The 20,075-nt window shown below is 62.8% G+C and carries 13 protein-coding genes; 7 read left to right on the plus strand and 6 right to left on the minus strand.

The window, feature by feature from the left end; genetic code table 11:
• The first annotated feature begins 79 nt into the window (after nt 1–79).
• The 4 genes from BLV20_RS09085 to BLV20_RS09100 all read left to right on the plus strand — a co-directional run bounded on the left by BLV20_RS09085 (nt 80) and on the right by BLV20_RS09100 (nt 11,328).
• A complete protein-coding gene (locus BLV20_RS09085; RefSeq protein ID WP_092300015.1) occupies nt 80–5,038 on the plus strand; it encodes a hemagglutinin repeat-containing protein in 4,959 nt (1,652 codons plus the stop codon).
• A 294-nt stretch (nt 5,039–5,332) separates the two neighbouring features.
• A complete protein-coding gene (locus BLV20_RS09090; RefSeq protein WP_092300018.1) occupies nt 5,333–5,959 on the plus strand; it encodes a response regulator transcription factor in 627 nt (208 codons plus the stop codon).
• A gap of 8 nt (nt 5,960–5,967) precedes the next feature.
• Nucleotides 5,968–8,172, plus strand: coding sequence for an ATP-binding protein (locus BLV20_RS09095; protein ID WP_092300021.1), 2,205 nt, complete (start codon nt 5,968–5,970; stop codon nt 8,170–8,172).
• Between the two features lie 207 nt (nt 8,173–8,379).
• Nucleotides 8,380–11,328, plus strand: a complete 2,949-nt coding sequence (locus BLV20_RS09100) for an HD domain-containing phosphohydrolase (protein ID WP_092300024.1) — start codon at nt 8,380–8,382, stop codon at nt 11,326–11,328.
• 7 nt (nt 11,329–11,335) lie between these two features.
• Here BLV20_RS09100 and BLV20_RS09105 read toward each other — a convergent pair whose 3' ends face one another.
• Nucleotides 11,336–11,818 carry a GAF domain-containing protein gene (locus BLV20_RS09105; RefSeq protein ID WP_092300027.1) on the minus strand — a complete coding sequence of 161 codons (483 nt, stop codon included), beginning with the start codon at nt 11,816–11,818 and terminating at the stop codon, nt 11,336–11,338.
• A complete protein-coding gene (locus tag BLV20_RS09110) occupies nt 11,815–12,705 on the minus strand; it encodes an ATP-binding protein (protein WP_092300031.1) in 891 nt (296 codons plus the stop codon). The genes BLV20_RS09105 and BLV20_RS09110 overlap by 4 nt, the downstream gene beginning before the upstream one ends.
• Before the next feature lie 165 nt (nt 12,706–12,870).
• Here BLV20_RS09110 and BLV20_RS09115 point away from each other — a divergent pair, with 165 nt between their 5' ends.
• Nucleotides 12,871–15,192, plus strand: a complete 2,322-nt coding sequence (locus tag BLV20_RS09115; RefSeq protein ID WP_092300035.1) for a hybrid sensor histidine kinase/response regulator — start codon at nt 12,871–12,873, stop codon at nt 15,190–15,192.
• Here the strand turns inward: BLV20_RS09115 and BLV20_RS09120 are convergent.
• The 3 genes from BLV20_RS09120 to msrB form a co-directional block, all read right to left on the minus strand.
• Nucleotides 15,176–15,637, minus strand: coding sequence for a MarR family winged helix-turn-helix transcriptional regulator (locus BLV20_RS09120; RefSeq protein WP_092300038.1), 462 nt, complete (start codon nt 15,635–15,637; stop codon nt 15,176–15,178). The two genes, BLV20_RS09115 and BLV20_RS09120, sit on opposite strands and share 17 nt — an antisense overlap.
• Complete coding sequence (locus tag BLV20_RS09125) at nt 15,634–16,119, minus strand: glutathione peroxidase (protein WP_092300041.1); 486 nt, start codon at nt 16,117–16,119, stop codon at nt 15,634–15,636. The genes BLV20_RS09120 and BLV20_RS09125 overlap by 4 nt, the downstream gene beginning before the upstream one ends.
• A gap of 113 nt (nt 16,120–16,232) precedes the next feature.
• Nucleotides 16,233–16,625, minus strand: coding sequence for a peptide-methionine (R)-S-oxide reductase MsrB (gene msrB, locus BLV20_RS09130; RefSeq protein WP_092300044.1), 393 nt, complete (start codon nt 16,623–16,625; stop codon nt 16,233–16,235).
• Nucleotides 16,626–16,849: 224 nt separating this feature from the next.
• Here msrB and BLV20_RS09135 point away from each other — a divergent pair, with 224 nt between their 5' ends.
• A complete protein-coding gene (locus BLV20_RS09135) occupies nt 16,850–18,061 on the plus strand; it encodes a pyridoxal phosphate-dependent aminotransferase (protein WP_025805478.1) in 1,212 nt (403 codons plus the stop codon).
• Nucleotides 18,062–18,362: 301 nt separating this feature from the next.
• Nucleotides 18,363–19,250 carry a protease HtpX gene (htpX, locus tag BLV20_RS09140; protein ID WP_092300047.1) on the plus strand — a complete coding sequence of 296 codons (888 nt, stop codon included), beginning with the start codon at nt 18,363–18,365 and terminating at the stop codon, nt 19,248–19,250.
• A 68-nt stretch (nt 19,251–19,318) separates the two neighbouring features.
• Here htpX and BLV20_RS09145 read toward each other — a convergent pair whose 3' ends face one another.
• A complete protein-coding gene (locus BLV20_RS09145) occupies nt 19,319–19,975 on the minus strand; it encodes a thiopurine S-methyltransferase (RefSeq protein WP_092300050.1) in 657 nt (218 codons plus the stop codon).
• Nucleotides 19,976–20,075: the final 100 nt, after the last annotated feature.

Raw genomic sequence — 20,075 nt, forward strand, 5'->3', positions numbered from 1 at the left:
ACTGCCGAACCTGAGCACGAATGCAGCGTTGCAACGAACAGCGCGCACTGCCACTCGGCCCCCACATAGAGAGCTTTTTATGCCCGACAACCTATCCGCGTTTCACCTGTCCCCCCGGGGCAAACTGCGCTGGGCCATTGCCAGCCTGCTTCTGCTGTCCCACCTGCCCCCGGCGCTGGCCGGAGGTATCACCGTGGCCCCAGGGCCGGGAGGTATCCCGCAGCTGCAAAACCAGAACGGCGTACCGATCGTCAACATCGTCGCGCCTAACGGTTCCGGCCTTTCCCATAACCAGTTCCTCGACTACAACGTCGATCGCCAGGGCGTGGTGCTGAACAACTCCCTGCAATCGGGGGCCTCGCAACTGGCCGGGCAACTGGGCGCCAACCCGCAGTTCCATGGCCAGGACGCCAGCGTGATTCTCAACGAGGTAATCAGCCGCAACGCCTCGGCGATCAACGGTAGCCAGGAGATCTTCGGCCGCGCCGCCGATTATGTGCTGGCCAACCCCAACGGCATCTCGGTCAACGGCGGCAGCTTTATCAATACGCCGAATGCCAGCCTGCTGGTCGGCCGCCCCGAGCTCAACGACGGCAAGCTGCAAGCCTTGAGCACCCGTGACGCCAAGGGCCAGTTGACGGTCGAAGGCCAAGGCCTGCGCAACGACAAAGGTGGCATCAACCTGATCGCCCCGCGCATCGACAGCCAGGGCGCCCTCACCGCCGGCAACCAGCTCAACCTCACCGTCGGGCGCAACCGCGTGGACCCGGCCAGCGGCAAGGTGCTCAGCACTGACGCGGCCGGCAACACCCAAGAGCAACGCATCGACGCCAGCCTGTTCGGCGCCATGCAGGCGGGCCGCATCAACATTGTCAGCACCGCCGAAGGCGCCGGTGTGCGCGTCGGCGCGGTGCAGGTCCAAGGCCGCGACGGTGTCGATATCGCCTCCGCCGGCGACCTGCACATCAGCGGCCAGGCCAAGCCCGACAGCCTCGACGCGACCCGTGCCGGTGTGCACAGCAGCCAGGGCGACGTGCAGTTGCGCAGCGGCCAGGACCTGACCCTCGCCGCCACCGATGTCAGCGCCCGCGACGTCAAGCTCGATGCCGGGCGCAACCTCACCCTGAGCGCCATCGAAAGCCGCAAGCTCCAGGAAAAGCGCGAGCAATGGAGCAACAGCACCATCGGCATCACCTGGGAAACCTACGACCGCACCCTGACTGACAGCGACAGCCGCCAGCACGGCAACCAGCTGACCGCCAGCCGCGATGCCGAGCTCAAGGCCCGTGGCAATACCGAACTCAAGGCCAGCCAGGTCAAGGCCGGCAACAACCTGAAGGTCGACAGCGGCGCGGACCTGCGCCTCACCGCCGCCACCGAAACCCATGAACAGCGCGATCAGGGCCGGCACCGCAAGCACTTGTGGAAAGCCGACTGGGACAAGTCCAGCAGCGAGCAACGCAGCATCACCAGCCAGCTGGAGGCCGGCAACGACCTGCACCTGAGCAGCGGCAAGCAGCTGCAACTGCAGGGCGCGGACCTGGCCAGCAACAATATCCAGCTGACCGGGCGCGAGGTGGAAATCACCAGCGCCAGCCGCACCCAGAGCAACAGCGACAAGTCCTATTCCGGCGACCTGGTCGGCGGCAGCTTCTTCGGCAAGAACGGCGACGGCGACAAGGGCAAGACGCTGAACAAGGGCAGCAAGGTCAACGCCAAGGGCGACCTGATCGTCAAGGCCGACGAGGTCCGCATCAGCGGCAGCCAGGCCCGTGGCGGCAAGCAGGCCAGCGTCATCAGCGAAAAAGGCTCGCTGACCATCGACGGCGTGCAGGACCGCTCCCACGACAACAGCTACAGCAAGGACAGCAAGTTCTTCGGCATCACCAAGGATGAAAGCCGGCAGAACCTCAAAAACACCACCACCGTCACCAGCGACCTGCGCTCGGACAGCAACCTCAAGTTGCAAAGCGCCCAGGACATCGCCATCAGCGGTGCGCAAGTGGCCGCGACCGGCAAGCTCGAGGCCCAGGCCAGCGGCAACATCAAGATCGACTCGGCGCAAGACACCGCGCAGAGCGAAAGCACCACCCACACCCGCGGCTTCGATGCCTACGCCAAGGAGAATGCCCCGGGCACCCGGCAATACCGCGCCGGCGTGCGTTACGAAGACCAGCAGCAGACGGTCAAGACCGATGAAACCCGGCAACAGGGCTCGAGCCTCAGCGGCGGCAGCCTGCAAGTGGCTGCGGGCGGCAACCTGAGCATCAAGGGCGGCGACCTGAAAGCCACCGGCGGCGATGCCAGCCTCAGCGGCCAGCAGGTCGAGCTGCTGGCCGATCACGACCAAAAGAGCAGCAGCACCGATACCCGCACCACCGGTGGCGGCTTCTACTACACCGGTGGCCTGGACCGCGCCGGCAACGGCGTCGAGTTCGCCCACCGCAGCACCCAGGACACCCGCGACACCAGCACCGCCAACACCACCGGCATCGCCGCGAGCGGCAACCTGAGCATCAAGGCCGGCAACACCCTGGTGACCGAAGGGGCCCAGGTCACGGCCGGCGACAAGCTGCTGGTGAAGGCCGATCAAGTCGACAACCGCGCGGCGCACAACAGTGAATCCAGCAGCCACAAGGAAAACACCTGGAGCGCCGATATCGGCGCCAACGTCGAGTACAAGGGCCTTGCGCGCCCGGTGGAAAAAGCCATCGAAGGCGTGGCCCAGCGCAAGTTCCAGCAACCGGGCCTGCTCGATGCGCTGGAGCAACCCAACGTCGGCCTGGACGTGGAAGTCGGCCACCAGAACAAGCAGCACACCGAGCAAGGCAGCAACGCCGTGGTCAGCCAGTTCAAGGGTGGCCAGGTCGAAGTCAAGGTCGCCGGCCAGCTGCAGGATGAAGGCAGCCGCTACCAGGCCACCCAGGGCAAGCTGGACATCGACGCCGGCAGCCATGTGGCCAAGGCCGCCAGCAACACCCATGAGAGCAGCGAGCAGGCGCTGGACGCCAAGGCCGGTGTGCGGGTCTACACCACCACAGGCGAAGACGTGAACGTGCGTGGCAGCGGCGCTGGCGGCAGCAGCGACATCCGCAGCGACAGCAGCAAGGCGGTGGTCGGCAGCTATGTCGGCAAACAGGGTGTGGACATCGCGCTGAACGGCGATGGCCAATACGAAGGCAGCCGCTTCGACGGCGGCGACGCCGGCGTCAAGCTGCACAGCGGCGGCGAACTGGCGCTGAACCAGGCCAATGACCGCCAGAACAGCAGCAGCTCCAGCCTGCGCGGCGATGCTTCGCTCACCGTCGGCAGCGCACCGGGCGCCAACGGCAACAACCTCAACCTCGGCGCCGGCGTGCAACTGGACCACAAGCGCCTGGATCAACAGGACAGCCAGGCACAGGTGGCGACTATCCAGGGCAAGGGCCCGATCGAACTGTCCAGTGGCGGCGACCTGATCCTCCAGGGCACCACCATCGGCAGCAAGATCGCCAAGACCGGCGACATCAGCCTGGACGCCGGCGGCAAGCTCGACCTGCAAGCCGCGGTCGACAGCCATAGCAGCCAGGGCAGCAACCTCGGTGGCGGGCTGAGCGCCGGTGCCAGCAAAACCAGTAGCGAGCAGAGCAGTGGCAAGAGCGCCAACCTGAGCGCCAACTTCAACATCGGACGGGTCTCGGAACAGGACCAGAACCAGATCGGCGGGCAACTGCACAGCAATGGCCAGGTAAAACTCGCCAGCGCCTCCGATAGCGACACCGCGCTGCACTTGCAGGGCACCCGGGTCGAGGGCAAGAACGTCATCCTCAGCGCCGACAAGGGCGGGATCTACCAGGAGTCGGCGCAATCCACCCAGGCGCACAACAACTGGGGCCTGACCCTGGGCGCCGGAGGCAACGGCGGCAAGACCACCCGCGCCGACGCCGGCGAACACGACTCGCCGAAAACCGACCACGGTATCCATGCCCGGGCCAAGATCGACGTCGCGCAACTGCACGGCAATACCCAGCACAACAGCCTGATCAAGGCCGACCAGGTGACGCTCGTCAGCGGCGGTGACACTCGCCTGGCGGGTGCGCGCATCGACGCCAACCAGGTCGATGGGCAGGTCGGTGGCAAGCTGACGGTGGAAAGCCGCAAGGACCAGCTCAGCAGCACCACGGTCAACCTCGACGCTCGCCTGGACGCCGAGAAGAACCAGCCTGGGGTGGTCGACAAACTGACCAAGCAGACCGGCCCGCTCAAGGACAAGCTGCAGGCCAAGGCCGAAAGCGGTTTCGACAAGCACCGCGAGAAGCTGGAAAACGTGGTCGACAAAGGCACCGAACGCCTGGTTGCAGCCAAGGACAACCTGGTGGACAAGGCACAGACCACCAAGGAGCGCCTGGGAGAGAAACTCACCCGCAGCGGCAGCTATGACGTCAACCCGGAACCCAAGGGCGCCTTCGGCCGCGGCGTGGACAAAGCCAAGAGCTACCTCGCCGACAAGACCGAAGCCCTGGGCGACCGTTTCTCCGGGCTCAAGGAGCGGGTCTGGCCGAAAACCAGCGACAGCTATGCCGTCAGCGAGAAAACCAGCGCCGGCAGCAAGGCGAGCAACATCGCAGAAGGCGTGCTGTTCGGCGACAAGAGCGGCAACACCTCCTACACGCCGACCCTGAACCTGAATGTCAGCCACCAGAGCAAGGACAACGTGGCAGAGGCTTCAGGCATCAGCGGTAGCCGCGGCGTCAACTTGCAGGTGTCGGGCGAAACCCAGCTGAGCGGCGCGCGGATCAGCGCCAGCGAAGGCAAGGTCGACCTCGGCGGCTCGACCGTCAAGACCACCGCGCTGGCCGGTTCGGATTACCGCGCCGACGTCGGGCTCAACCTGTCCAAGTCGCCGGTCAACCTGGCCCTCGGCGCCAAGGATGAGCTGACCCGCAAGCAGGACGAGGCCACCCGCAACGATCAATCGTTCAACCTGGGGCCGCTGCGGGTCGGCGGTCATAACGACAGCCAATTGCTGCAGGCCGGCATCGATCAGAAAACGCCCTGAGGCAGGCGTAGAGTAAAGGGCTGCCCCCCATTAAAGGGGGGCAGCCTTGCCCGGCGGACTTCCCGGCTCGCGGTCTTTATTACCCGCCGGAAACAATGCATTAAACCCCAACATTTCCTTACCTTTTACATGGTTGGATACTGATTCCTACTTTAAACAGAAAAACTGCTGTAATCCGAAACCGTCTTTCATGTAAGAACTGCCTTATAGTCCCGTACCCCGCCCTAACCCACATATAACCATTGTCCTGCCTGCGCTAAGGTCCGCCTTGTATTTATTCGCACGGGTTTGACCATGAGTTCTGTTTTTATCATCGACGACCATCCTGTTATCCGGCTGGCTATCCGCATGTTGCTGGAACATGAAGGATATAAAGTCGTCGGTGAAACCGATAACGGTGTCGATGCCCTGCAAATGGTTCGCGACTGCATGCCGGACCTGGTCGTGCTCGATATCAGCATCCCCAAGCTCGACGGGCTGGAGTTGCTGCTGCGTTTCGGCGCCCTCGACAAGTCATTGCGGGTGCTGGTGCTGACGGCGCAGTCGCCGGCCCTGTTCGCTGCGCGCTGCCTGCAGGCCGGGGCCTGCGGCTACGTGTGCAAACGCGAAGACCTGAGCGAAGTGCTCAGCGCCATGAAGGCGGTGCTGTGCGGCTACAACTACTTTCCGAGCCATGCCCTGCAAACGCCGCGTCAGGATGAAATTGCAAACAATGAACTGAACCGCTTGATGTTGCTCAGCGATCGGGAATTGATGGTGTTGCAACTTTTTGCCAAAGGCAGCACCAGTACACAAATAGCTAACAGCATATTTCTCAGTGGCAAGACCGTCAGTACCTATAAAAAAAGAATCATGCACAAACTTCGTGCGCACTCCATGGCTGAACTTATCGAGTTGGCACAACGTCACGAACTGGTGTGAGAAACACAATGTTCAAACTCATTATTTATTATTTAACCCTGATCGCCACGGCAGTTTCGGCGGCCCTGTTTCTTGGCCTGGTCGAGGCCGGGCAACGGCAATCCGGAATAACCGCCAGCCCTCCCTGCATCGATACGGCCCCTTGCGTCGAACAGGCCGCCGCCCCGCCCCTCGGTAACGGCTATCGCGGGCTGTTCCTGCTCGCGGGCCTGGGGCTCGGCGTGCCGCTGCTGGCATCCCTGGGCTGGAATGCCTGGCTGCACCGGCGGCTGGCCCGCCAGCAACGGGCCGCCTGTGACCTCGGGCACCAGCTCGAATTCATGCAGGCCTGGGTCGACGGCATGCCCCACCCGGCTTACGTGCGCGATCGCCAGGGCCTGCTGCAAAACTGCAACGCCAGCTACCTGGAGAGCTTCGCCGCTCGACGCCAGGAAGTGATCGGCAAAACCCTGTTGCAGGGGCAGCTGGACGATCCCGAGCAAGCCCGCGAATACCACGCCGACTACCAGCGGGTCATGACCCAGGGCCGCCCCCTGCTGCGCGACCGGCCACTGCGCCTGAACGGACGGGAGCTGATCGTCCACCACTGGATCCTGCCCCTGCGGGACGCGAACGGCGAGATCCGCGGCATCATTGGCGGCTGGATCGACATCAGCGAACGCCATCGGCTCAGCGACAGCCTCAGGGCCGCCCAAGAACAGGCCGAAGCGGCCAGCCTGGGAAAAAGCACTTTCCTGGCCAACACCAGCCTCGAACTGTGCAGCTCCACGAATGCCCTGATCGGCGCACTGGAGCTAGTGCTGCAACGCTCCGACAGCCAGGCGCGGGATCGTCCGGTCATTGAAATGGCGTATCGCTCGGCGCGGAAGATGCAAACCCTGGTCGATGCGACCCTCGATATCGCCTATATCGAGTCCGGGCGCCTGGTCCTGACGCCCGAATGGCTCGAGCCGCGGGCGCTGGTCGAATCCATCGTCCAGGAGTTCGACAGCCAGGCCCGGGAGAAAAACCTCACGCTGCTGCCCACCTTCCATTCCAGTGTCGAGGCGGTCGACGTGCTGCTTGACCCACGGCGCTTCCAGCAGGTCCTGGGCAACCTGCTGCACAACGCGATCAAGTTCACCGAGCAGGGCCAGGTCAGGGTCCAGTTCGATCTGCAACCGGGCACGCAGCCGCAACAGGTGCAGCTGATGCTGCACGTGACGGACAGCGGCATCGGCATCGACGAGCAGGACCGGCACAGGCTGTTCGACCCCTTCTTCCAGGCGCAGGCCTATAGCCTTTCCAGATCGGACGGCGCGGGGCTGGGCCTGCCCCTGTGCCGTCACCTCTGCGAACTGATGCACGGCACGCTGCAATTGACCAGCCAGCCGGGCATAGGCACGGAAGTCCGGGTCTTGTTGCAACTGGCCTGTCAGCCTCCGCGCAAATCATCGTCCGTCGTCGAACCCCTGGTCGCCCGTGCCACCCAGCCATTGAGCGTCCTGGTCATCGACGATGATGCGGCGAACCGCATGCTGCTGAGCGAACAACTGAGCTTCCTCGGGCACCATTGCCGTACCGCCGATGACGCCGAACAAGGGTTCGAGCATTGGAACAAGGGGTTCTTCGACCTGCTCATCGTCGATTGCAGCATGCCGGGCATCAACGGCTACGACCTGATTCGCGCCATTCGCGAGCGTGAACGCCTGGAACCGCGCGCGGCCTGCCGGATATTGGGAGTGACCGCCAGCGCCCGGCATGAAGCGAGACCGCAGTGCCAACACGCCGGCATCGACGACTGCCTGTTCAAGCCGGTCGGCCTGGCAACCCTCGGCCATAAATTGGCGGACCTGCAACCGCAGCCCTGGAACGGCGTATTCAGCCTGAGCGCGCTGCACACCCTGTCGCGCGGCAAGCCGCAATTTGCCCTGCGCATCCTCACCGAACTGCTGCATTGCAGCTACCGCGACCGCCAGCAACTGATGGCCCTGCCCGGCGAGCAACCCTCCCGGGAACTGGCGGAGCTCGCGCACAAGATCAAGGGCTCGGCCTTGATGGTCCAGGCCAAGGAACTTGAAGCGGAGTGCGAAGGCCTCGAGCAGGCCGTGCTGGAGGATGCGGATCGCCACACCCTGTTACTGCGCAGGTCCGCCCTGGAACAGGCCATGCTCAAGCTCGAACGGGCCCTGTCGTGGCAAATCGATCAACAACAGGACGCGGCCTCGACCTGAGTTCCTGGCCCTGCACAACCTTATGCATTGCGGCCAGTTGCGGGAAAAATATCAAAAGGCCACTATCCTGTCGGTCGGCCCCAAGGTCTTCTACCAGCTGCAATGCGCGCAACGCCTCGGTAGCCGCGTTCCCCTGAGCACAATGCACCTGCCTTAACTATGCTGAAACGTTGAATTGCGCCTCACGCGCCCCTGGAGAAAGCAGCAATGCCGAGCACGCTGTCACTCGATAAACGTCGATTTCCTCTCCATGTGCACATCAGCGTGATGTTTACCTGCCTGCTCCTGCTGACCGGCATTGTGCTGGGCGTTTTCAACTACCAGCAAACCACCCGCATCATCCTTTCCAGCAGTGAAAAGCTGTTCCAGCGTATCGAGCAGGATGTGCAGCTGGACCTTAAGGCGACCTACGAACCGATTCGCCATCTGCTCAGCCTGCTGGTGGTCAACCCGGCCATCCAGGCCGGCGATCTCGAGCAACGCCTGGAGCTGCTTGGGCCTTTCAGCCAATCGCTCAAGGACAACCCCGACCTGGCCTCACTCTATGTGGGTTATGCCGATGGGGACTTTTTCATGGTCCGGCCCTTGCGCACCCAGGCTTTGAAACAAGCTCGCCAGGCCCCTGAAGCCGCGGCCTACGAAGTCTGGAGCATCGAGCGTGACCGCAACACCGGGCAACTGCATTCGCAGTCGCTGTTCTACGACGCCAGCCTCGGTCCCCTCAGCCGCCGCGACAACCCCCAGGAATCCTACGACCCGAGCGTCCGCAACTGGTTTGCCGGCGCCAAGGACGACACCGATCAGATCACCACCGAGCCCTATGTCTTTTTCTCGACCCGTAACGTCGGCACCACCCTCGCCCGCCGCAGCGGCAACCATGCGGTGATCGGGGCCGACCTGACCCTGGAACAACTCTCGGCCACCCTGGCCAAGCATCGGGTCACGCCCGGCACCGAAATTGCCCTGGTGGATGGCCACGGCGACGCCGTGGCCTACCCGGACAGCCGTCGCCTGATCGTCGAAGAACAGAGCGCCCGGCTGATCCGCGCCAATGACCTGAACCCGGCTCTCGACGCGTTGCTGCAAGGCAAGGCCCAGGGCAACCGCCTGCGGCTCGGGAATCGCCAATGGATAGTTGCCAACCGCCACCTGCAGGAAGGTGGGCCCGCTGGGTTGCAACTGGCGCTGCTGGTGCCCGAGGACGAGCTGCTGGCAGATGCCTATCGCATGCGCTGGCAAGGCGCGCTGATCACCCTGGGCATTCTGTTGTTTTGCCTGCCGCTCGGCTGGCTGACCTCGCGCGTGCTGGTCAGGCCGTTGCGCGCCCTGGTGCAGGAAGCCGATGCCATCCGCAGCTTCGATTTCGACTACCCGCTGACGCGCCGCTCGCCCGTGCTGGAAATCGACCAGCTAAGCGTCTCGATGGCCCGCATGAAGGAAACCCTGGCCAGCTTTTTCCAGATCACCGCCAGCCTCTCCGCGGAAACCCGCTTCGACCCACTGCTGCAACGGGTGCTGGTTGAAACCATGAAGATCGGCCAGGCCCAGGCCGGGCTGATCTACCTGCGCGAAAACGATGGTATGAACCTCAAGCCCCACGGCCTGATCATCGCCGGTGTTGTCCAGGACCTGCAGGCGTTCGACATCCGCGACCAGGACATCCAGCACGAGGCAAGCCCCGCATGGCTGCGGCAACTGGCGAACGACGAGAGCCTGGTCACGACCCTGGGGTTCGAGCAGGCGGCCGACCTGCAAGGCGTGCTGCTGGCGATGAACTGCCCCAGCGTGCACCTGATCGGTATCCGCCTGCACAACCGCCACAACGAAACCGTCGGCATCCTTGTGCTGCTCCTGGCCGACAGCGGCCAGGAGGCCGACCTGGAAAAACTCGGCCCGGACCGCATCGCGTTCCTGCAGGCAGTTTCCGGCGCCGCCGCGGTGAGCATCGACAGCCAGCGCTTGCAGAACAGGCAAAAACAACTGCTCGATGCCTTCATCCATTTGCTGGCCGGCGCGATCGACGCCAAGAGCCCCTACACCGGCGGGCATTGCCAACGGGTGCCGGCGCTGACGCTGATGCTCGCCGAGGCCGCCGCGGCCAGCCAGCAGCCGGCGTTCAGCGCCTACCAGCCCAGCGAAGATGAGTGGGAGGCCTTGCATATCGCCGCCTGGTTGCACGACTGCGGCAAGATCACCACCCCCGAGTATGTGGTCGACAAGGCCACCAAGCTGGAAACCCTGAACGACCGCATCCATGAAATCCGCACCCGCGTCGAGGTACTCAAGCGCGATGCCTGGATCGACTACTGGCAGGCTCGCGCCCAGGGTGGCGATGAGGTTTCCCTGGCCGCGACCCGCGATGCCAGCCTGTGGGAACTGGACGACGACTTTGCCTTTATCGCCCATTGCAACCTGGGCACCGAAGCCATGGGCGAGGCCGATCTGCAACGGCTGGCGAGGATTGCCCAGCGCACCTGGAGCCGGACGCTGGACGACCGCCTGGGCGTGTCCTGGGAAGAAAACCAGCGCCAGCAACGCATACCGGCGCCGACCCTGCCCGTCACCGAACACTTGCTGGCCGACAAGCCCGAGCAACTGATCGAACGCAACCCTGCCGAACTGATCCCGGCGGACAATCCCTGGGGCTTCAAGCTCGATGTCCCGCCTTACAAATACAACCGTGGCGAGCTGTACAACCTGAGCATTGGCAAAGGCACGCTGACCCGGGAAGAACGCTACGTGATCAACCATCACATGGTGCAGACCATCCTGATGCTCAACCACCTGCCCTTCCCCAGCCACTTGAGCAGCATTCCCGAGATCGCCGGCGGCCACCACGAGAAAATGGATGGCACCGGTTATCCCAAGCAGCTCAAACGTGAACAGATGAGCCTGCCGGCGCGAATGATGGCGATCGCCGATATCTTCGAGGCCCTGACAGCGGCGGACCGCCCCTACAAGAAGGGCAAGACCCTGAGCGAAGCGCTGGGCATCATGGCGACCATGTGCCGCAATGCCCATATCGATCCTGAACTGTTCGAGCTGTTCATCCAGGCCGGGATCTACCAGCAGTACGCCGAGCGCTTCATGCAACCGGCGCAGATCGATGCGGTGGACCCCAGGCAGCTGCTGGACAATGCCGGGCGCAGGGCCTGACGGGGTTTCAGCAGTCGGTCAAGCGCAGGAAGATCGCCGCCAGGCGCTCGATGCCGGCCTGATCCTCGGGGGTGAAGCGGGCGATTTTCGGGCTGTCCAGATCCAACACACCGATCAGCCGGCCCTCCTTGACCAGGGGCACCACCAGCTCGCTGTTGGAAGCGCTGTCGCAGGCGATATGCCCGGGGAACGCATGCACATCCTCGACCCGCTGGGTCTGCAGGCTCGCCGCGGCCGCACCGCACACGCCACGACCGAAGGGTATGCGCACACAGGCGATCTGGCCCTGGAACGGCCCGAGCACCAGTTCCTGGTTGCGATTGAGGTAGAACCCGGCCCAGTTCAAGTCGTCCAGCTGGTTGAACAGAAACGCCGAGAACTGCGCGGCGTTGGCGATGAAATCGCGTTCGTCGGCCAACAGCGACTCCAACTGGGCGCACAGCAAGGCATAGCCGTCCAGGCCTTTGCCGGTGTTTTGCAGATCGATCATGCTTTTTGCTCCAACAACTTCAAGCCTACCCAGTACCGCGCGAACTGATACGCGCAACGACCATTGCGATTGCCACGGCCGGTGGCCCAGCGCACGGCGAGAATATCCAGCGCTTCGTCACGCTGCCATTGCAGGCCGGCCTTGCTTGCCAACTCGCCGATCCAGTGCTCGACCACGTTCAGGTAATGCTCTTGGGTGAAGGGGTAGAACGACAGCCACAGGCCGAACCGATCCGACAGGGCAATCTTGTCTTCCACCGCTTCGCTGGGGTGCAGTTCGCCATCGACGCGCTTCCAGTTCTCGTTGTCGCTTTCCTTTTCCGGCACCAGGTGCCGACGGTTGGAAGTGGCGTACAGCAGCACATTATCCGGCGCCTGTTCCAGCGAGCCGTCGAGCACGCTCTTGAGCACCCGGTAGTCGCCCTCGCCCGACTCGAACGACAGGTCGTCGCAGAACAGCACGAAACGCTGCGGCAGCTTGACCAGTTGCTCCACCACCCGCGGCAGGTCGGCCAGGTGGTCGCGCTCGATCTCGATCAGGCGCAGGCCATGCCGGGCATGCTCGGCCAGCAACGCACGGACCAGCGACGATTTGCCGGTGCCGCGCGAACCCCACAGCAAGGCGTGGTTGGCCGGCAAGCCGTCGAGAAACTGCCGGGTATTGCGTCCCAGCTGATCGCGCTGGTTGTCGACGCCGATCAGGTCGGACAAGCGCATGTCCAGGCTGACCTCCAGCGGCAGCAGAAAACCGCTGCGGCCTTCGCGCTGCCAGCGCGCGGCCAGGCATTGGTTCCAGTCGATGGCTTGTCGCGGCGCGGGCAGCAGCGGCTCGATACGCGCCAGAACCGCGTCGGCGCGTTCAAGAAATGCATTCAATCGAGATTCCACGACTTCTCCTCAGGCAGGTTCACGGTAATGATGTGGCACGCAGACGAAACGACCTTTCACGCGCCAGGTCTATCGCAAGCGAACGGCGCCGGAGTCCTGCCGGCACACCCTGATGATCAGCTATGCTTGCCCAGCGAAGGGAAACGGAAATTGGTTCAACACCCCATGGACATCAAATTCACCAACCGCCTGTCTTACAAGCAAGCCAGGCTCACTGTGCTGGTCGGTTTTGTCCTGGGGACGGCGCTCAGTCTGCTGCAAATCGGCATCGATTATGCCAGCGAAGATGCCTCCATCAACCGGGAAATCAACGCGCTCCTGGAAATCAGCCACAATCCGGCCTCGCGCATTGCCTACAACATCGACGCCGAGCTCGCCCAGGAGCTGACGCTCGGCCTGCTGCGCTCGCCCGCGATTATCCGTGCCCGGCTGATCGACAATAACGACACCTTGCTGGCCAACGTCACCCGACCGGCCCAGCAAAGCTCCTACCGGATGCTCAGCGACTTCCTGTTCGGCGCCAAGCGAGAATTCCAGGACCGCCTGTACCTCGATCACCTGCCGTCGGAATCCCTCGGCGTGCTGCACCTGGAAGTCGATACCTACTCGTTCGGCAGCCGTTTCCTGCGCCGTGCGGAAATCACCCTGATCAACGGTTTCATCCGCAGCCTGATCCTCACCGGGCTGCTCCTGGCGCTGTTCTACGTGATGCTGACCAAACCCCTGGTCGGCGTGATCCGCGAACTCAGCGGGCGCGATCCGCGCAACCCCGACCAGGCGCGGCTGGATTTTCCACCCAGCCACGAACAGGACGAGATCGGCGTGCTGGTCAAGGTCACCAACCAGCAGTTCGACAACATGGCCACGGAGATCCAGCAGCGGCGCAACGCCGAAAACCGCCTGACCGACTATCTCGGCCAGCTGGAAAACATCGTCTCGGCGCGCACCACCGAGCTCAAGGCCATCAACGACCGGCTGAGCCAGTCCAACGAAGAGCTGGAAGTCGCTCGCAGCACCGCCCTGGACATGGCCCAGGCGCGCGCCGCCTTCCTGGCCAACATGAGCCATGAAATCCGTACGCCGCTCAACGGCCTGCTGGGCATGATCGCCCTGTCGCTGGACAGCCCGCTGAATGCCGAACAACGCCAGCAACTGTCGATCGCCCACGACTCCGGCAAAGTGCTGGTGGAACTGCTCAACGATATTCTCGACATGTCCAAGTTCGACGCCGGCCAGCTGGAGCTGGAACGCATCCCCTTCGATCTCGGGGTGCTGGTGGAGGACACCGCCAACCTGCTGTCGCAGAACGCGGCGCCGAGCGTCGAACTGGCCTGCCTGATCGACCCGGAGTTTCCGGCCCTGGTGCTTGGTGATCCGACACGCGTGCGGCAGATCGTCAGCAACCTGCTGTCCAACGCCCTCAAGTTCACCCGCTTCGGCCGGGTCGATGTGCGCCTGCATACGTTCGAAGACGGGGTCAGGATCGAAGTCTGCGACACCGGCATCGGTATCGCCCGCGAGGCCCAAGTAAAGATCTTCCAGCCCTACACCCAGGCCGGTGCCGGGATCACCCGCCAGTACGGCGGCACTGGCCTGGGCCTGGCTCTGACCTACAACCTTTGCGAAGCCATGCAGGGGCGCCTGAGCATCAGCTCGGAGGTAGGCTTTGGCAGCCAGTTCTGTGCCGACCTGCCGCTGCCTTGCCACACGCCGGCCAGCCCGCCACCGCCGCTGCACGGCCAAGTGCTGGCCATCACTTCCGAGGGCAGCGGCCTGGCCGAACTGCTGAGCGTGCAGTTGCCGTTCTGGGGCCTGGAATACCGGCGCTGTGATCTCGATGAATCCCTGATCGGGCAAAAACCGGACCTGTTGATCACCGACTGCCCGGAATGCCTGTTCGGCCTGCGCCCGACCATCGGTGCGCCGATCCTGCTGGTCACCGCCTATGGCAGTTTCCTGCCCAGCGAAGAAGCCAGTGCCCTGGCGCCCTTGCAGCAGCAAGCGCGGCCGTTGGCCCGCAACGCCCTGTATCAGACCCTGCGCCGCGCCCTGTTGGCCGAAACCGCGGTAATCAATGAAACCCAGCTGGAAACCCTGGCCCCCTTGCGCCGCGCCTTCATCCTGCTGGTGGAGGACAACCCGGTGAACCAGCTGGTGGCCAAAGGCATGTTGAGCAAGCTCGGCTGCGAAGTGACGGTTGCGTCCCAGGGTGCCGAAGCCCTGGACGTGCTCGAACACCAGCATTTCGACCTGGTGCTGATGGACTGCAACATGCCGGTGATGGATGGCTACGAGGCCAGCCGGCAGATCCGCCGCAGCGGCCGCTGGCCGGACCTGCCGATCGTCGCCCTGACCGCCAATGCCATGCCCGAGGAGCGCGAGCGCTGCCGAGCGGCGGGCATGAGCGACTACCTGTCCAAGCCCTTCCGCCGTGAAGAGTTGATTGCCCTGCTGGACCTCTGGGTGCCGACTACGACAGCGCTTTGACCTGGGCCAGCAGCCGGTCCAGGCCATTGCGCAATTCGCTCAGGCCGTCGAGGTCGACACCGCTGTCGCACAACAGCGCGGCCTTGAGCGGCGGCACCTGGTCGCGCAGCGCCAGGCCGGCCGCGCTCAGGCTCAGGTGTACTTCGCGCTCGTCCCGGGGCGAACGCTGGCGTTGCACCAGTTGCAACTGCTCCAGGCGCTTGAGCAACGGCGTCAGGGTTCCGGAGTCCAGCGCCAGGCGCTCCCCCAGCGCCTTGACCGTCGGCAGTTCCGGTGGCTCGTCCTGCCACTCCCAGAGCACCAGCATCACCAGGTATTGCGGGTAGGTCAGGCCCAACTGGTCGAGCATCGGCTTGTAGCCCCGCACCACGGCTCGCGAGGCGGCGTACAGCTTGAAACACAGCTGGCTGTCGAGTTTCAGCGAATCGGCGGACAGGTCGGTCATTTGAGTAAAGCTTCGATCTCGCGGGTCAGGTCCTGGGGTTTGGTGGCCGGGGCAAAACGCTTGACCAACGAGCCGTCCTTGCCAATCAGAAACTTGGTGAAGTTCCACTTGATGCCCTGGGAACCCAACACCCCCGGCGCGCGTTTTTTCAGCTGCACGAACAATGGGTGCGCCTCGGCGCCATTGACGTCGATCTTCTTGAACAGCGGAAAGCTGACGCCGTAGTTCAGCTCGCAAAACTCGGAAATCGCCCCTTCATTGCCCGGTTCCTGCTTGCCGAACTGGTTGCAGGGAAAACCCAGCACCACCAGGCCTCGGTCCTTGTAGGTCTGCCACAGCTCCTCCAGGCCCTTGTATTGCGGGGTGAAGCCACACTTGCTCGCGGTATTGACCACCAGCACGGCCTTGCCGGCAAAGTCGGCCAGGGTCTTTTGCTCACCCTTGATGGTGGTACACGGAATGTTCAGCAATGTGTCACTCATGGCGCGGACTCCGAAAAATGAAAGGTCCGATAAAAGTAGTACTCAATTAAATTGTGCGCAATTTAATAAATCGAAAAGCGATTTCGAAAAATCGCCTTGGCCGCCCTTTCCGGTCAGCGTGGAACCAGGTCCAGGCACACCGAATTGATGCAATAGCGCAGGCCGGTCGGTGGCGGGCCGTCCGGGAACACATGCCCCAGGTGCGCATCGCATTTGGCGCAGACCACTTCGGTACGGATCATGCCGTGGCTCAGGTCACGGATCTCGACCATGGCGCTCTCGCCGATCGGCTCGTAGAAGCTGGGCCAGCCGCAACCGGAATCGAATTTCGCCCTGGAGTCGAACAACGGCGCATTGCAGCAGACGCAGTGATACACGCCGTCGGTCTTGGTGGCGTTGTATTTGCCCGAGAACGGCCGTTCGGTGCCTTTGAGGCGGCAGACGTTGTACTGCTCCGGATCGAGCATGGCACGCCATTCTTCAAGGGTTTTTTCCAGCTTTTCCATGGTCCTTCCTCTGCAACTGAAAAAGCCCGATCTGTATCTTTTCCACGGATCGGGCGGCACGTATGATTGCGCCTCGTTAGACGCCAGTCTGGCAGCCGTGTTACACGGGTTCAAACGGATTTTGCCGCCGCGAACCCAGGCTTCAGGCCTGTGTGCAAACGCAGGATTCCCAGTACGGTAGCTCACCCACCGTCTGGATCGTTCATTTTCGGGAACACATCGCCATGCAGGTCAGCAAATCGAACAAGCTCGCCAACGTCTGTTATGACATTCGCGGCCCAGTGCTCAAGCACGCCAAACGCCTGGAAGAGGAAGGCCATCGCATCCTCAAGCTGAACATCGGCAACCCGGCGCCTTTTGGTTTCGAAGCGCCGGACGAAATCCTCCAGGACGTAATCCGCAACCTGCCGACCGCCCAGGGCTACAGCGACTCCAAGGGCCTGTTCAGCGCGCGCAAGGCGGTGATGCAGTACTACCAGCAAAAGCAGGTGGAAGGCGTCGGCATCGAAGACATCTACCTGGGCAACGGCGTGTCCGAACTGATCGTCATGGCCATGCAGGCCCTGCTCAACAACGGTGACGAAGTGCTGGTACCGGCCCCGGACTATCCGCTGTGGACCGCAGCCGTGAGCCTGGCCGGCGGCAACCCGGTGCACTACCTGTGCGACGAGCAGGCCAACTGGTGGCCGGACATCGCCGACATCAAGGCCAAGATCACCCCGAACACCAAGGCCCTGGTGATCATCAACCCGAACAACCCGACCGGCGCGGTGTACCCCAAGGAAGTATTGCTGGACATGCTCGAGCTGGCCCGCCAGCACAACCTGGTGGTGTTCTCCGATGAGATCTACGACAAGATCCTCTATGACGATGCCGTGCACGTCTGCACCGCCTCCCTGGCGCCGGACCTGCTGTGCCTGACCTTCAACGGCCTGTCCAAGTCCTACCGCGTGGCCGGCTTCCGTTCCGGCTGGGTGGCCATTTCCGGTCCGAAGCACCATGCCCAGAGCTACATCGAAGGCATCGACATGCTGGCCAACATGCGCCTGTGCGCCAACGTGCCGAGCCAGCACGCCATTCAAACGGCGCTGGGTGGCTACCAGAGCATCAACGACCTGGTATTGCCGCCGGGCCGCCTGCTGGAACAACGCAACCGCACCTGGGAACTGCTCAACGACATTCCCGGCGTCAGCTGCGTCAAGCCCATGGGCGCGCTGTATGCCTTCCCGAAAATCGACCCGAAGGTCTGCCCGATCCATAACGACGAGAAATTCGTCCTGGATCTGCTGCTCTCGGAGAAACTGCTGGTGGTTCAGGGCACGGCCTTCAACTGGCCATGGCCGGACCACTTCCGTGTCGTGACCCTGCCGCGGGTAGACGACCTGGAACAGGCGATTGGCCGTATCGGCAGCTTCCTCAAATCCTATCGCCAGTAAGCCTTGCCACGCCGTGCGACCGCCCCGGTCGCACGGCGATTAATTCAGCAACACTTCTGTCCTCCCGGCTGCCCCTCTCGTTCTGTATCTTTGCCTTGCGCCTTGTGCCCCCGTGATTGCATGCCCTGAAGCGCAGTTCGGCTTCCGGTGCCCGCGCAATTGCGACAGAAAGCTCATGCAAGCGTCTAAAATCAGCCTGCAGGACACAGTTTGAAATAGTCACCCGGTTGAATAGGCCAGTGCCGCACCTTATATACCCCGCAGAACGCTACATCTTTAGCATGAGGAGATTTCTACAACCATGATGCGCATCCTGCTGTTCTTGGCCACTAACCTGGCGGTCGTGCTGATTGCCAGCATCACCCTGAGCCTTTTCGGCTTCAACGGGTTCATGGCGGCCAACGGGGTTGATCTCAACCTCAATCAGCTGCTGGTCTTCTGTGCGGTCTTTGGTTTCGCCGGTTCCCTGTTCTCGCTGTTCATCTCCAAGTGGATGGCGAAAATGAGCACCAGCACCCAGATCATTACCCAGCCTCGTACTCGTCACGAGCAATGGCTGCTGCAAACCGTCGAGCAACTGTCCCGCGAAGCCGGGATCAAGATGCCCGAAGTCGGTATTTTCCCGGCCTACGAGGCCAACGCCTTCGCCACCGGCTGGAACAAGAACGACGCGCTGGTCGCGGTCAGCCAGGGCCTGCTCGAGCGCTTCTCGCCCGATGAAGTGAAAGCCGTGCTGGCCCACGAGATCGGTCACGTGGCCAACGGCGACATGGTCACCCTGGCGCTGATCCAGGGCGTGGTGAACACCTTCGTGATGTTCTTCGCCCGCATCATCGGCAACTTCGTCGACAAGGTGATTTTCAAGAACGAAGAAGGCCAAGGTATCGCCTACTACATCGCGACCATCTTCGCCGAACTGGTGCTGGGCATCCTGGCTAGCGCCATCGTCATGTGGTTCTCGCGCAAGCGCGAATTCCGTGCCGACGAAGCTGGCGCGCAATTGGCCGGCACCACCGCGATGATCGGTGCCCTGCAACGCCTGCGCTCGGAACAGGGCCTGCCGGTGCATATGCCCGACACCCTGAATGCCTTCGGCATCAACGGTGGCCTCAAACAAGGCCTGGCTCGCATGTTCATGAGCCACCCGCCTCTGGAAGAGCGTATCGACGCACTGCGTCGTCGCGGCTGATAAGGCTGGCGAAACACAAGAAGGGCGACGCAAGTCGCCCTTTTTTATCGTCTGCGAAAAGCCGGCACTCAGCGCGCCAGCAAGCGATAGACCCGCTCTTCGAGGCGCGTGACGCCGCCCTGGAGAAACTTCACGCTCTGGCCAAGGATGTCCCGCTCCTCCTCCACCCGCAGCTGCCAACGATTACCGAGCAAGGCCCTGACCTCGTCGTCGAGTACAGCAAAAGGCGGCCCGGCCATCAGCGCCTGGTCGTAATCCAGGGTGATCAGCAGCCCCTGGCAGCCCCGGGGCAGGACCGACTGCAGATGCGCCGCATACCGCTCACGCATCTGCGGCGGCAAGGCGATCAACGCCGCGCGGTCGTACAACGCCTGGCAGTCGGCGACATCCGTGGCCTGCAGGGCAAAGAAGTCGCCGCACCAGAGCTGGATCGGGCCGTACTCATAGACTTTGAATCCACCTCGAAGCCCAACCTGCGGCTGCACCTGCTGCTCGCTGAAAAAGTCCTCGATAGCCTTCTCCGACAACTCGATCCCCAGCACCTGATGCCCCTGGCTGGCCAGCCAGTTCAAGTCCAGGCTTTTGCCGCACAGCGGCACCAGCACATGCGAATCCGGGGCCAGCTCCAGCTGGGGCCAGTAGCGCTGAAGATATGGGTTGACCTCCGACAGATGGAAGCCGATCTGATTCTGTTCCCACCGCTTGTGCCAAAACTCCGGCTGCATAAATCCCCCTGAAATTCGATCAAAAACCACAAAAACTTATATTAGATTTAGATCGATGATCTGATTGAAGATGGCGCATCTTAACGCTCAGGACCTTATT

The sequence above is a fragment of the Pseudomonas sp. NFIX28 genome (assembly GCF_900107395.1).
Lineage (GTDB): Bacteria > Pseudomonadota > Gammaproteobacteria > Pseudomonadales > Pseudomonadaceae > Aquipseudomonas.